The 13443-nt window shown below is 62.8% G+C and carries 11 protein-coding genes; 10 read left to right on the top strand and 1 reads right to left on the bottom strand.

The window, feature by feature from the left end; genetic code table 11:
- Window positions 1–3: 3 nt before the first annotated feature.
- Window positions 4–1209, bottom strand: coding sequence for an ABC transporter substrate-binding protein (locus JQ553_RS05530; protein WP_212498910.1), 1206 nt, complete (start codon window positions 1207–1209; stop codon window positions 4–6).
- Between the two features lie 175 nt (window positions 1210–1384).
- On the opposite strand from JQ553_RS05530, the gene JQ553_RS05525 reads away from it, so the two are divergent.
- The 10 genes from JQ553_RS05525 to rpoB all read left to right on the top strand — a co-directional run bounded on the left by JQ553_RS05525 (window position 1385) and on the right by rpoB (window position 13345).
- Entirely contained in the window at window positions 1385–2152 is a 768-nt protein-coding gene (locus JQ553_RS05525) for an FCD domain-containing protein (protein ID WP_212498909.1), read from the top strand.
- Between the two features lie 51 nt (window positions 2153–2203).
- Window positions 2204–3817 (top strand): acyl-CoA synthetase, encoded by a 1614-nt coding sequence (locus JQ553_RS05520; protein ID WP_212498908.1) that lies wholly within the window; start codon window positions 2204–2206, stop codon window positions 3815–3817.
- Window positions 3818–4155: 338 nt separating this feature from the next.
- Entirely contained in the window at window positions 4156–4347 is a 192-nt protein-coding gene (gene secE / locus JQ553_RS05515) for a preprotein translocase subunit SecE (protein ID WP_212498907.1), read from the top strand.
- Window positions 4348–4367: 20 nt separating this feature from the next.
- Window positions 4368–4901: a transcription termination/antitermination protein NusG gene (gene nusG, locus JQ553_RS05510; RefSeq protein ID WP_212499660.1), complete on the top strand. Its 534-nt coding sequence runs from the start codon at window positions 4368–4370 to the stop codon at window positions 4899–4901.
- 128 nt (window positions 4902–5029) lie between these two features.
- The gene (gene rplK, locus JQ553_RS05505) at window positions 5030–5458 is read left to right on the top strand and encodes a 50S ribosomal protein L11 (RefSeq protein ID WP_024509064.1); all 429 of its coding nucleotides are present in this window, start codon (window positions 5030–5032) and stop codon (window positions 5456–5458) included.
- 6 nt (window positions 5459–5464) lie between these two features.
- Complete coding sequence (gene rplA, locus JQ553_RS05500) at window positions 5465–6157, top strand: 50S ribosomal protein L1 (RefSeq protein WP_212498906.1); 693 nt, start codon at window positions 5465–5467, stop codon at window positions 6155–6157.
- A gap of 94 nt (window positions 6158–6251) precedes the next feature.
- Window positions 6252–7205 carry a 2-hydroxyacid dehydrogenase gene (locus tag JQ553_RS05495; RefSeq protein ID WP_212498905.1) on the top strand — a complete coding sequence of 318 codons (954 nt, stop codon included), beginning with the start codon at window positions 6252–6254 and terminating at the stop codon, window positions 7203–7205.
- 570 nt (window positions 7206–7775) lie between these two features.
- The gene (gene rplJ, locus JQ553_RS05490; RefSeq protein WP_212498904.1) at window positions 7776–8294 is read left to right on the top strand and encodes a 50S ribosomal protein L10; all 519 of its coding nucleotides are present in this window, start codon (window positions 7776–7778) and stop codon (window positions 8292–8294) included.
- Window positions 8295–8346: 52 nt separating this feature from the next.
- A complete protein-coding gene (rplL, locus tag JQ553_RS05485) occupies window positions 8347–8724 on the top strand; it encodes a 50S ribosomal protein L7/L12 (protein WP_050402243.1) in 378 nt (125 codons plus the stop codon).
- 502 nt (window positions 8725–9226) lie between these two features.
- On the top strand, window positions 9227–13345 hold the full coding sequence (gene rpoB, locus JQ553_RS05480) for a DNA-directed RNA polymerase subunit beta (RefSeq protein WP_212498903.1): 4119 nt from the start codon (window positions 9227–9229) through the stop codon (window positions 13343–13345).
- Window positions 13346–13443 lie beyond the last annotated feature (98 nt).

The raw sequence follows: 13443 nt of genomic DNA, 5'->3' as shown, positions 1-13443 counted from the left end.
CGCTCACTTGATCAGCGGGCACCCGCCATCCTTCAACGGGCGGAACGCCTGATCGCCCGGCACTTCGGCAAGCACCTTGTAGTAATCCCACGGCGCCTTCGATTCCTCGGGCTTCTTGACCTCGAACAGGAACATCGAGTGCACCATGCGGCCGTCCTCACGCAACATGCCGTTGTCGGTGAAGGCGTCGCGGACCGGGGTCTCCCGCATCTTGGCGAGCACTGTCTTGGTTTCCTTGGTGCCGGCAGCCTTCACCGCGTTGAGGTAGTGCAGCGTGGCGCTGTAGGTCGCCGCCTGGTTCATGGTCGGCATCCGCTTCATGCGCTCGAAGAAGCGCTTGCCAAACGCGCGGGTGCGGTCGTTGAGATCCCAGTAATAGGCCTCGGTGATGATCAGGCCCTGCGCGAGCTTCAGCCCAAGGCTGTGGATGTCGGAGATGAACATCACGATGCCCGCGAGGTTCTGCCCGCCCGCGACGATGCCGAATTCGGACGCCTGCTTGATGGTGTTGATAGTGTCGGCGCCGCCATTGGCCATGCCGATGATCTTGGCTTTCGAGGCCTGCGCCTGCAGCAGGAAGGACGAGAAGTCAGGTGTGTTGAGCGGGTGGCGGGCGCTGCCGATCACCTTGCCGCCGGCAGCGCGGACCACATCACCGGTGTCACGCTCGATCGAATGGCCGAACAGGTAGTCCGCGGTGATGAAGAACCAGGAATCGCCGCCGTTCTTCACGATCGCGCTGCCGACGGTGTGCGCGTTGGCGTAGGTGTCGTAGGTCCAGTGCACGGTGTAGGGCGAACAGGATTTCCCCGTGATGTCGGAACTCGCCGCATCCGTCACGATCATGATCTTCTCGAATTGCTTCGACATCTCCATGCCGGCGAGCGCGGTCGCCGAGGTCGGCATGTCGATGATCATGTCGACGTTCTCTGCCTCGTACCATTTGCGTGCGATGGTGGCGGCGATGTCGGCCTTGTTGAGCACGTCGGCGGTGACGAGCTCGATCGGCTTGCCGAACATGGTGCCGCCGAACTCCTCGATTGCCATCTTGGTCGCTTCGACATTGCCCATGCCGCCGATGTCGGCATAGACCGACTGGAAGTCGCTGAGGACGCCGATCTTGAGTGCGGTTTGTTGCGCGAGCGCGGGTCCCGCCAGTGCCGCCGAAAACAATCCGCCCGCAGCTATCGTCTTGAAGATCGCCCTCATGGCGCGGTGCCTCCCCTCGTTCTTATTCTGGATTTGTCCGACAAAGCTAGAATTGGCTCGACCGGGAGTCAATTTGTCTCGGCAGGCTGCGACATTTGGCACAAGCGACAGCAAATTGACGCCTCACAGACACCAAACTATTTTTTGTCCGACAATCGCCAATCCGAGAGGTCACGTGCCTACCGCGCCATTCTTTCGACGCATCGACGTCGCGCCGGCCTACCAGAAGGTCGCGGACGCGATCGAGCGGGAAATCGTCAACGGCCGGATCAAGCCCGGAGAGCCGATCGGCACCGAGCAAGAGCTCGTGCAGCAGTTCGGGGTGAACCGTTCGACCGTCCGCGAAGGCATCCGCGTGCTCGAGGAGGGCGGCCTGATCCAGCGCGACTCGAGCCGACGGCTTCACGCCTGCCTGCCACGCTACAACAAGCTCGCCACCAGGCTGTCGCGTGCGCTGGTGCTGCACGAGGTCACCTTCCGCGAACTGTTCGAAGCGTCGATGACGCTGGAGGCGGCGAGCATCCAGGGTGCGGTGGAGCGCGCGACCGACGCAAATGTGGCCGAGCTTGCCGACAATCTCGAACGCAGCGAGAAAGTGGTCGCCGATCCCGCGGCACTCGCCGAGCTCGACGCCGAATTCCACGTGCTGATCGCCAAGGCTTCGCAGAATCGCGTGCTGCAGCTCGCCCGCGAGCCCGCCGCGCAATTGTTTTTCCCGACCACCGAGATGATCGTCGGTCGTATCGCTGAAGGCGGTGCGCGCCTCGTCGAGGCGCACCGCCATTTGCTCGACGCCATCAAGCGTCGCGACAAGGAGGCAGGCGCGCTCTGGACGCGACGACATCTGCAGGATTGGCGGCGCGGCTTCGAGAAAATCGCCTCGCTCGATCGCTCGGTCGAGCACATGTACATGGAACACGCTCATGCGGCGCGGCGACGGTAGCTCCCCCGCCTGATGCGACAACAACGACAATGACATGATTGGGGAGGGACAATGACGGGAGATATCGGGGCGACGATCCAACGCGCACGGGAGCATAGCATCGGCGATCTGTTACGCCGCTCCGCTCGCCGCTATCCGCAAAAGACCGCGCTGATCTGCGGCGAGGTAAGCTGGACGTTCGCGGAGATGGATGCGGTCTGCAATCGGCTTGCGCGCGGATTGCTTGGTCACGGCATCCAGAAAGGCGATCGCGTCGCCGTGCTGTCGCGCAATTCGCACGCCTTCGCGGCCCTGCGCTTCGCCGTCGCGCGGATCGGCGCGATCCTGGTGCCGATCAACTTCATGCTGAACCCGGACGAGATCAATTTCATCCTCGTCAATTCGGGGGCGAGGCTGCTCGCGGTGGGCCGTGATTTCGTAGAGCAGGCGCGCGCCGCGACCGCCAAAGGCTCGGCTGTCGAAACCTTGATTTGGTTTCCCGGCGAAGATCCGGCCGCAGCGCCTGATGGCGTCATGACTTTCGACGAGCTGCTGCACAGCGACGCCTCGGCGCCCGAGACGTCGGTCGACAGCCGCGACCCTGCGCAGATCATCTACACCAGCGGCACGGAATCGCTGCCCAAGGGCGCGATTCTGACCCATGAAGCCGTCATGTGGCAGTATGTCAGCTGCATCATCGATGGCGGCATGGCGACGGAGGACACAGTCCTGCATGCGCTGCCGCTCTATCATTGTGCGCAGCTCGACGTCTTTCTCGGGCCAGCAATCTATCTTGGCGCCACCAGCCTGATCACCGGCAAGCCGGTGCCCGACAACATCCTGTCACTGATCGCGGCGCACGGGATCAAAGCTTTCTTTGCGCCGCCGACGATCTGGATCGCGATGCTGCGCTCGCCTGCCTTCGATCGCACCGATCTGTCGACCTTGCGCAAGGGCTATTACGGCGCGTCGATTATGCCTGTCGAGGTGCTGCTCGAACTGCAGCGCCGGTTGCCGAATGTCAGGTTCTGGAACTTCTATGGTCAGACCGAGATCGCGCCGCTTGCAACCGTGCTGACACCGGAGGATCAACTGCCCAGGGCGGGCTCGGCCGGCAAACCGGCGATCAATGTCGAGACGCGCGTCGTCGACGCGGAGATGCAGGACGTCGGGGTGGGCGAGGTGGGTGAGATCGTGCACCGTTCGCCGCACCTGCTCTCCGGCTACTACCACGATCCGGTCAAGACCGCCGCGGCCTTCGCCGGCGGCTGGTTCCACAGCGGCGATCTCGCCACCGTCGACGCAGACGGCTACATCACGGTCGTCGACCGCGTGAAGGACATGATCAAGAGTGGCGGCGAGAATGTCGCTAGCCGCGAGGTCGAGGAGATGATCTACCGGCTGCCGGCCGTGTCGGAGGTGGCGGTGGTCGGTCTGCCGCACCCGCGCTGGATCGAGGCGGTCACTGCGATCGTGGTGGTCAAGGCCGGAGAGACGCTCGAGGCTGACGCCGTTATCAAGCACTGCGAAGCGGGAATGGCGCATTTCAAGGTGCCGAAGCGCGTCATCTTCATCGACAGCCTGCCGAAGAACCCGAGCGGCAAGCTGCTGAAGCGCGAGCTTAGGCAGCGCTTTGCCGGCAGCGACACGCTCGACCAGGCGATCCAGAACCGGTTTGCCGGGTAAGGTGGCTGCGGCGGAAGGACCCGGGCAGTCGTGGCTCCCCTGGTTTCCGGCCCGGCTAGGCCCTTGATTTGACGGAGCCTGTACGACCCGGCCCGGAGCGGGCAGGCCTGGATGCGGCCTCGACCGACCTTGACGTTTGGCCGGTCCCGCAGTAGATAGCCGCCACTCGCTGCCGGCCCGCTTGGATCGCGGATATCCGGCGCGGCTTTAAATTCCCCGAACAATCGAGCTCGTTTATCGGCTCAACCTTCAAACGAGGGCTGGGTCCCAGAGGTCGGCTGTTCGGATTCCCCGAAGCTTTTGCAAATCGTCCTGTGACGGACGTGGACTTGAGAAGAATGGCTTTCAGCCCGTTCAAATTCCTGCAGGAAGTGCGCTCGGAGACCGCCAAGGTCACCTGGCCGACGCGGCGCGAGACGACCATCACCACCATCATGGTGTTCGTGATGGTGGCGCTGGCCTCGATATTCTTTTTCGCCGCGGATCAAGTCATCCGCTACCTGGTCACCCTGATACTGGGCATCCACTGATGAACAGCGGAACTCAATTGATGGACAAGCGCTGGTACATCGTTCACGCCTATTCGAACTTCGAGAAGAAGGTCGCGGAGTCGATCCGCGAGCAGGCGAAGCAGCGTGGGCTGGAAGAACTGTTCGAGCAGGTGCTGGTGCCGACCGAGAAGGTCACTGAGGTGCGCCGCGGCCGCAAGATCGACGCCGAACGCAAGTTCTTCCCCGGTTACGTGCTGGTGAAGATGAAACTGACTGACGAGGCGTTTCATCTGATCAAGAACACCCCGAAGGTGACCGGCTTCCTCGGCGCGGAAAACAAGCCGATGCCGATCTCGGAGGCCGAAGCGATGCACATCCTGCATCAGGTGCAGGAGGGCGTGGAGCGACCGAAGGCGTCGGTGTCGTTCGAGATCGGCGAGAACGTGCGCGTGGCCGACGGCCCATTCGCTTCGTTCTCTGGTGTGGTGGAAGAAATCGACGAGGCGCGCTCGCGCGTGAAGGTCGCGGTGTCGATCTTCGGCCGCGCCACTCCGGTCGAACTGGAATTCGGTCAGGTCGAAAAGGTGGTCTGACCGGACGGCGTGGGGTATATGCCTCGCGTCAATAGAGGCCGTGGGAGGAACGAGGCGGTCGCCAACCCCTTCGACCGGACCACGGAACCTGAAACCGCCGGCATTGCTCGGCACTACAGGAGTAGTCAATGGCAAAGAAAGTGACCGGATACCTGAAACTTCAGGTCCCGGCCGGGGCGGCAAACCCGTCGCCTCCGATCGGTCCCGCGCTTGGTCAGCGCGGCCTCAACATCATGGAGTTCTGCAAGGCGTTCAACGCCCAGACCCAGAAAGAAGAGAAGAACACCCCGATCCCGGTGATCATCACCATTTACGCGGACCGTTCCTTCACCTTCGAGATGAAGACCCCGCCGATGTCCTACTTCCTCAAGCAGGCCGCCAAGATCCAGTCCGGCTCGAAGGCGCCGGGCCGAGACAAGGCCGGCAAGGTGACCAAGGCGCAGGTGCGCGAGATCGCCGAGAAGAAGATGAAGGACCTGAATTGCGACACCGTCGAAGCGGCCATGAAGATGGTCGAGGGCTCCGCCCGGTCGATGGGTCTGGAAGTTGCGGGGTAACGGGCCATGGCAATCGGAAAGCGTCTGAAGAAGGCCCGCGAGGGTGTCGATCGTGAGAAGCTCTATCCGCTCGCGGATGCCATCAAGATGGTCAAGGAGCGCGCCAAGTCGAAGTTCGACGAGACGATCGAGATCGCGATCAACCTCGGCGTCGATCCGCGTCACGCCGACCAGATGGTCCGCGGCGTCGTGATCCTGCCGAACGGAACTGGCCGCACGCTGCGAGTCGGCGTATTCGCGCGCGGCGCCAAGGCCGAGGAAGCCAAGGCTGCCGGCGCCGACGTCGTCGGCGCTGAAGACCTCGTCGAGAAAGTGCAGGGCGGTACGATCGATTTCGACCGCTGCATCGCCACCCCCGACATGATGCCGCTGGTCGGTCGCCTCGGTAAGGTGCTTGGCCCGCGCGGTATGATGCCGAACCCGAAGATCGGCACCGTGACCATGGATGTCACCAACGCCGTGAAGGGCGCCAAGGGCGGCTCGGTCGAGTTCCGCGTCGAGAAGGCCGGCATCGTGCAGGCCGGCATCGGCAAGGCTTCGTTCTCCGAGGACAAGCTGGTCGAGAACGTCAAGGCACTTGCAGACGCAGTCGCCAAGGCGAAGCCGGCAGGTTCCAAGGGCACCTATATCCAGCGCGTGGCGGTTTCCTCCACCATGGGCCCGGGCGTGAAAGTCGAGCCGGGCACGCTGCTCGGCTAAGGCTTGAGCCGCAATGAATAAGGAAGAGCGGGATCGGGCAACCGATTCCGCTCTTTTGTTTGCTGTGTGAGGCCTCTCGCAGGAAACAACAAGAATGCGCCACAAGGTCCTGATCTATTCGCGCTTTCCCAAAGCCCAGATGGTGCGCTTCGGCGAGCGCTACGATTTGTTGAACGCTGCCGGCAAACGGCCGGCCGACGCGTTCGCGGTGGCAGAACTTGGCGACGTCCGCGCGTTGATCACCGCCGGCGGCACGCCGCTCGGCGCTGACGCAATGGATATGTTGCCGAAGCTAGGGGCGATCGTGTGCTACGGCACGGGCTATGACGGCGTCGACCTTGTTGCCGCCGCAGCGCGCAAGATCGCGGTCGGTCATAGTCCAGGCGCGAACGCGACTTCGGTGGCAGATATCGCGGTGACACTGATGCTAGCCTCGGTCCGACGTCTGCCAGTGGCCGACCATTACGTGCGAAGCGGCGACTGGGCGGGGGCAAAGCCATCGCCGATGATGCGGCCGCAAGCCGGAATGCGTGGCCGCAGGGTCGGCGTCTATGGGCTGGGCGCGATCGGCCGGAAAATCGCCACCCGGGTGGCTGCTTTCGAGACCGAGGTCGGATATTTCAGCCGCACGAAACACGACGTGCCCTATCACTATTTTCCGAGCCTGGAGGCGCTGGCCGACTGGTGCAGCGTGCTGATGGTCGCGGTGCGCGCCGGGGCCGACACCAACCACGCTGTGAACGCCGACATCCTGCGCCGGCTCGGCGGTGAAGGCTTCGTCGTCAACGTCTCGCGCGGCTCCGTGATCGACGAGAAGGCGCTGGTTGCCGCACTGGCCGGTCAGACGATTGCGGGGGCCGGCCTCGACGTGTTCGCACAGGAACCGCATCCGCCTGATGCCCTGACCGCGCTTCCGAATGTCGTGCTATCGCCGCATATCGGCGGCCATACACTGGAATCGCATGTGGCGATGCAAGACTGTGTGCTCGCCAATCTCGAGGCCTTTTTCGCCGGGAAGCCGTTGCCATACCAAGTCAAGGGCGTCTGAAACGGCTCGCATGGCGATGAAACCCGTCTCCGCGATTCAGGAACTGGTCTGAATTTTGCTCTTGGCAAACTGGACCGAACTCGCTAAATAGCGCGCTCCGGGCGTGCTAGCCGTTGCTGGCATGTCTGTGCTCGCATTCCGAAAACCCGATACGATAGGAGATCATTCCTTTCCGCATGTCCGCAAGGATGGCTCGAAAGGAAGGAAACTCTTCGCTCCGGGGGAATGAGGGCAGGGCGTTCGGCCTCGGCCGATAGCCCGATCCTGTCCGAGACTGCAGGCGCCAGCGGGAACGTCACGTTCTCAATGGCTTAATCGCATGGCCTGCATAGACGGGTGAAGACCGGATTTCGCCTTCTCCGCCGCGAGCCGATCGCGGCGGGAGGCTGGTTTGGTTCGAACCTCGACACCCCATGGCCGCAAGGCTCTGGGAGGGCAGGCTTCTAAATGTCGTCTTGCCCGGCATGTCCGAAGGGCTCCGGCCCCGAGGATCAGGTTTTGGGCGGGACGATGGGTGCAACCCGGCGGTCCTGTCCTAGCGGAAAGGCCGCCAACCGGAGAGAGCTTGCTGTGGAACGAGCGGCAAAAAAAGAGGCGGTCGAACAGCTCAATGAGGTCTTCAAGACCACGAGCGTCGCGGTCGTTGCTCACTATTCCGGCCTCACCGTGGCCCAGATGCAGAAGCTGCGCATGCAGATGAAGCAGGCGGGCGCGTCGGTGAAGGTCTCGAAGAACCGTCTCGCCAAAATTGCTCTTGAAGGCACTGACGTCGCTTCCATCGGTTCCCTGCTGAAGGGGCCGACCGTGATCGCAACTTCGAAAGATCCGGTTGCGGCGCCAAAGGTTGCCATCGATTTCGCCAAGGCGAACGAGAAGTTCGTCATCCTCGGCGGCTCGATGGGCAAAACCGTCCTGAATGTCGACAGCGTGAAGGCGCTTGCCTCACTGCCGTCGCTCGACGAACTGCGCGGCAAGATCGTGGGGCTCATAATGGCCCCGGCGACCAAGCTCGCTCAGCTCTCGAACGCACCTGCGGCCAAGCTCGCGCGCGTCATTCAGGCCCATGCCTCAAAGGGCGAAGCGGCCTGACCCTTCGCTAATCTCAACCTGGTTCGAACCAAACGTTTAAGGATACAGATCAATGGCTGACTTGCAGAAAATCGTCGACGACCTCTCGAGCCTCACCGTGCTCGAGGCGGCTGAGCTCGCCAAGCTCCTCGAAGAAAAGTGGGGCGTGTCCGCCGCCGCCGCTGTCGCGGTGGCTGGCCCCGCCGCCGGTGGCGCTGCCGCAGCGCCGGCCGAAGAGAAGACCGACTTTACCGTCGTGCTGGCTGCCGCTGGCGACAAGAAGATCGAGGTCATCAAGGAAGTCCGCGCCATCACCGGTCTGGGCCTGAAGGAGGCCAAGGACCTCGTCGAAGGCGCGCCGAAGCCGGTCAAGGAAGGCGTCAACAAGGAAGAAGCCGACAAGATCAAGGCCCAGCTCGAGAAGGCCGGCGCAAAGGTTGAGCTCAAGTAACGCAAGTTTCTTGGGCGAAATCCCGGGCGGCCGAGCTAGATCCGGGATTCCTCTCCAAGCTTCCGAATGGTTGGGCGCAGCTCGGGCATGACAGGGGTGGAGGGGCAAGCGGTGCGCGACAGGTTGTCGCGTGGCGCGCCGAACACAAAAAAGTGTGGGGATTCGTGGACTTAACCCTCGAATCTCCATAATACCTCCCCATATCGGGAAGGCAGCGAAAAACACGGTCGGCGGCGGGGGCGGCAGGGCTCCCGGCGGAAGCCGTTGGGAGACAGTCAGATTTCGGGCTTTTTCAGTCCGTGAAGCACAAGGTTGTGACGGGCGGGTGCGGTCGAGCGCCCGCGCGTCGTTTTGCGTTTTGAAGGCTGCAAGACCGGGTTGGGGATTTAATTCCTAATTCGAACTTGGTTCCCTCAAGACGATCCGACATTCAACCCGGGACCGATGGCAGTCGGCGCCCGGAAGGTTCGCCCCACAAAGGCGACGAAAATGAGAGGCCACGATGGCGCAGCAGACATTCACCGGTCGCAAACGCGTTCGCAAGTTCTTCGGACATATCAAGGAAGTCGCCGAGATGCCGAACCTCATCGAGGTTCAGAAGGCGTCCTATGACCAGTTCCTGATGGTCGATGAGCCGGCCGGCGGGCGAGAGGACGAGGGCCTGCAGGCCGTTTTCCGCTCGGTGTTCCCGATCTCGGATTTCTCGGGCACCTCGATGCTCGAATTCGTCCGCTACGAATTCGAGCCGCCGAAATATGATGTCGACGAGTGCCGCCAGCGCGGCATGACCTTCGCTGCGCCGCTCAAGGTGACGCTGCGCCTGATCGTGTTCGATATCGACGAGGAGACCGGCGCGAAGTCGGTGAAGGACATCAAGGAGCAGGACGTCTACATGGGCGACATCCCGCTCATGACGATGAACGGCACCTTCGTCGTCAACGGCACCGAGCGTGTCATCGTCTCGCAGATGCACCGTTCGCCCGGCGTGTTCTTCGACCACGACAAGGGCAAGACCCATTCGTCCGGCAAGCTCTTGTTTGCTGCGCGCGTGATTCCGTATCGCGGGTCCTGGCTCGACATCGAGTTCGACGCCAAGGACATCGTGTTCGCGCGCATCGATCGCCGCCGCAAGATTCCAGTGACCTCGCTGATGTACGCGCTCGGTCTCGACGGCGAGCAGATCCTTTCGACCTTCTACAAGAAGATCACCTACAAGCGGACCAAGGACGGATGGCGCGTGCCGTTCGATGCCAACCGCTTCCGCGGCTATTCGACCGTCAACGACCTGGTCGACGCAGACACCGGCAAGGTGGTGCTCGAGGCCGGCAAGAAACTGACCGTGCGTCAGGCGCGCCAGCTCCAGGAAAAGGGCCTCAAGGCACTCCGCATGTCGGACGAGGAACTCGTCGGCAACTACCTCGCTGAGGACCTCGTCAATCCGAAGACCGGTGAAATCTACGCCGAGGCCGGCGAGGAGATCACCGAGAAGTCGCTCAAGGTGCTCAACGAGCAGGGCTACAAGGACCTGCCGCTGCTCGACATCGACCACGTCAATGTCGGCGCCTACATCCGCAACACGCTGGCGGCCGATAAGAACATGACGCGTGAGGACGCGCTGTTCGACATCTACCGCGTGATGCGCCCGGGCGAGCCGCCGACGCTGGATTCGGCGCAGGCCATGTTCCAGTCGCTGTTCTTCGACTCCGAGCGTTACGACCTTTCCGCGGTCGGCCGCGTCAAGATGAACATGCGTCTTGAGCTCGACGCCCCCGACACCCATCGCACGCTGCGCAAGGAAGACATCCTCGCCGTCATCAAGACGCTGGTCGACCTGCGCGATGGCAAGGGCGAAATCGACGACATCGACCATCTCGGTAACCGCCGCGTGCGCTCGGTCGGCGAGCTCATGGAAAACCAGTACCGGATTGGCCTGCTCCGCATGGAGCGCGCGATCAAGGAGCGCATGTCGAGCGTCGATATCGACACCGTGATGCCGCAGGACCTGATCAACGCCAAGCCGGCGGCTGCCGCCGTGCGCGAGTTCTTCGGCTCCTCGCAGCTCTCGCAGTTCATGGACCAGACCAACCCGCTGTCGGAGATCACCCACAAGCGGCGGCTGTCGGCGCTTGGCCCGGGCGGTCTGACCCGCGAGCGTGCCGGCTTCGAGGTGCGCGACGTGCACCCGACGCACTACGGCCGCATCTGCCCGATCGAGACGCCTGAAGGTCCGAACATCGGCCTGATCAACTCGCTTGCGACCTTCGCACGTGTCAACAAATACGGCTTCGTCGAGACGCCCTATCGCAAGGTGAAGGAAGGGCGCGTCACCGATGAGGTCGTATACCTCTCGGCGATGGAAGAGGGCCGCTATCGCGTCGCGCAGGCCAACGTGCCGCTGGACGCCAAGGGTCGCTTCACCGAGGACTTGGTGGTCTGCCGTCACGCCGGCGAAGTGCTGCCGGTAACCCCTGACAAGGTCGACTACATGGACGTGTCGCCGAAGCAGCTCGTTTCGGTTGCCGCGGCGTTGATCCCGTTCCTCGAGAACGATGACGCCAACCGCGCGCTGATGGGCTCGAACATGCAGCGCCAGGCGGTGCCGCTGGTTCGTGCCGAGGCGCCGTTCGTCGGCACCGGCATGGAAGGCGTCGTGGCTCGCGACTCCGGTGCTGCGATCGCCGCCCGCCGCTCGGGCGTGGTCGACCAGATCGACGCCACCCGCGTGGTGATCCGCGCCACGGAAGATCTCGACCCGACCAAGTCGGGCGTCGATATCTACCGTCTCATGAAGTACCAGCGGTCCAACCAGTCGACCTGCATCAACCAGCGTCCGCTGGTGAAGGTCGGCGACGCCGTCAAGAAGGGCGACATCATCGCCGACGGTCCCTCGACTGATCTCGGCGAGCTTGCGCTCGGCCGCAACGTGCTGGTCGCGTTCATGCCGTGGAACGGCTACAACTTCGAAGACTCGATTTTGCTCTCGGAGCGGATCGTAAAGGACGATGTCTTCACCTCGATCCACATCGAGGAGTTCGAGGTGATGGCGCGCGACACCAAGCTCGGACCCGAGGAAATCACGCGCGACATTCCGAACGTCTCGGAAGAAGCGTTGAAGAACCTCGACGAAGCGGGCATCGTCTATATCGGTGCGGAAGTGCGCGCCGGCGACATCCTGGTCGGCAAGATCACGCCGAAGGGCGAAAGCCCGATGACGCCGGAAGAGAAGCTCTTGCGCGCCATCTTCGGTGAAAAGGCCTCCGACGTCCGCGACACCTCGCTGCGCGTGCCTCCGGGCGTGCAGGGCACGATCGTGGAAGTGCGCGTGTTCAATCGCCACGGCGTCGACAAGGACGAGCGTGCGCTGGCGATCGAACGCGAGGAGATCGAGCGTCTCGCCAAGGACCGCGACGACGAGCAGGCGATCCTCGACCGCAACGTCTACAACCGCCTCGCCGAGCTTCTGGAGAACCGTCAGGGCATTGCCGGTCCCAAAGGCTTCAAGAAAGACACCAAGATCACCCGTGCGGTGCTCGACGAGTATCCGAAGTCGCAGTGGTGGCTGTTCGCCTCGCCGAACGACAAGCTGATGGCCGAGATCGAGGCCATGCGGAAGCAGTATGACGAGTCGAAGAAGGGCCTCGAGCAGCGCTTCCTCGACAAGGTCGAAAAGCTGCAGCGTGGCGACGAATTGCCGCCCGGCGTGATGAAAATGGTCAAGGTTTTCGTCGCGGTGAAGCGGAAGATCCAGCCCGGCGACAAGATGGCCGGCCGTCACGGCAACAAGGGCGTGGTGTCGAAGATCGTGCCGATCGAGGACATGCCGTTCCTCGAAGACGGCACTCATGCCGACATCGTGCTCAATCCGCTCGGCGTGCCGTCACGCATGAACGTCGGTCAGATTCTGGAGACGCATTTGGGCTGGGCCTGCGCGGGCCTCGGCAAGCGCATCGGCCAGACCATCGACTCCTACTATCAGAAGCAGGATCTCAAGCCGCTGCGCGAGACCCTGAAGCGGATCTATGGCGACGATGAAACCATCAAGACGCTGAACGACAACGAGTTGGTCGAGCTTGGCCGCAACCTGAGCCACGGCGTGCCGATCGCGACACCGGTGTTCGACGGTGCCAAGGAAGCCGACATCGAGGAGATGCTGAAGCTCGCGGGCTTCGACGCCTCCGGCCAGTCGACCGTCTACGACGGCCGCACCGGCGATGCCTTCGATCGCAAGGTGACGGTGGGCTACATCTACATGCTCAAGCTGCACCACCTCGTGGACGACAAGATCCACGCGCGTTCGATCGGTCCGTACTCGCTCGTCACCCAGCAGCCGCTGGGCGGCAAGGCGCAGTTCGGCGGCCAGCGCTTCGGCGAAATGGAGGTCTGGGCGCTGGAAGCCTACGGCGCCGCCTACACGCTGCAGGAAATGCTGACCGTGAAGTCGGACGACGTGGCCGGCCGTACCAAGGTGTATGAGGCGATCGTTCGCGGCGACGACACGTTCGAGGCCGGCATTCCGGAATCGTTCAACGTGCTGGTCAAGGAAATGCGCTCGCTCGGCCTCAACGTCGACCTGCACAATTCCAAGATGGGAGCGGCGCCGACCTCCGAGGCGGCCGAGTAACACGATGATTCATGCCCGGCCGACTTCACCGGGCATCAGGCGCTTCGCTCGCAGGGCGAGCGGAGCGCGAGCCAGAGAAGAGTTTCGAATTTGCTGCC

The organism is Bradyrhizobium lablabi, from assembly GCF_018131005.1.
Lineage (GTDB): Bacteria > Pseudomonadota > Alphaproteobacteria > Rhizobiales > Xanthobacteraceae > Bradyrhizobium > Bradyrhizobium lablabi_D.
The sequence above is the reverse complement of the archived record's forward strand: the minus strand, read 5'-3'. Positions and strand labels throughout refer to the sequence as shown.

Bases quoted from the DNA above. Each gene is read 5' to 3' on its own strand.
- JQ553_RS05530 (WP_212498910.1), bottom strand. From the start codon at position 1,209: ATGAGGGCGATCTTCAAGACGATAGCTGCGGGCGGATTGTTTTCGGCG.
- JQ553_RS05520 (WP_212498908.1), top strand. From the start codon at position 2,204: ATGACGGGAGATATCGGGGCGACGATCCAACGCGCACGGGAGCATAGC.
- secE (WP_212498907.1), top strand. From the start codon at position 4,156: ATGGCTTTCAGCCCGTTCAAATTCCTGCAGGAAGTGCGCTCGGAGACC.
- nusG (WP_212499660.1), top strand. From the start codon at position 4,368: ATGGACAAGCGCTGGTACATCGTTCACGCCTATTCGAACTTCGAGAAG.
- rplK (WP_024509064.1), top strand. From the start codon at position 5,030: ATGGCAAAGAAAGTGACCGGATACCTGAAACTTCAGGTCCCGGCCGGG.
- rplA (WP_212498906.1), top strand. From the start codon at position 5,465: ATGGCAATCGGAAAGCGTCTGAAGAAGGCCCGCGAGGGTGTCGATCGT.
- JQ553_RS05495 (WP_212498905.1), top strand. From the start codon at position 6,252: ATGCGCCACAAGGTCCTGATCTATTCGCGCTTTCCCAAAGCCCAGATG.
- rplL (WP_050402243.1), top strand. From the start codon at position 8,347: ATGGCTGACTTGCAGAAAATCGTCGACGACCTCTCGAGCCTCACCGTG.
- rpoB (WP_212498903.1), top strand. From the start codon at position 9,227: ATGGCGCAGCAGACATTCACCGGTCGCAAACGCGTTCGCAAGTTCTTC.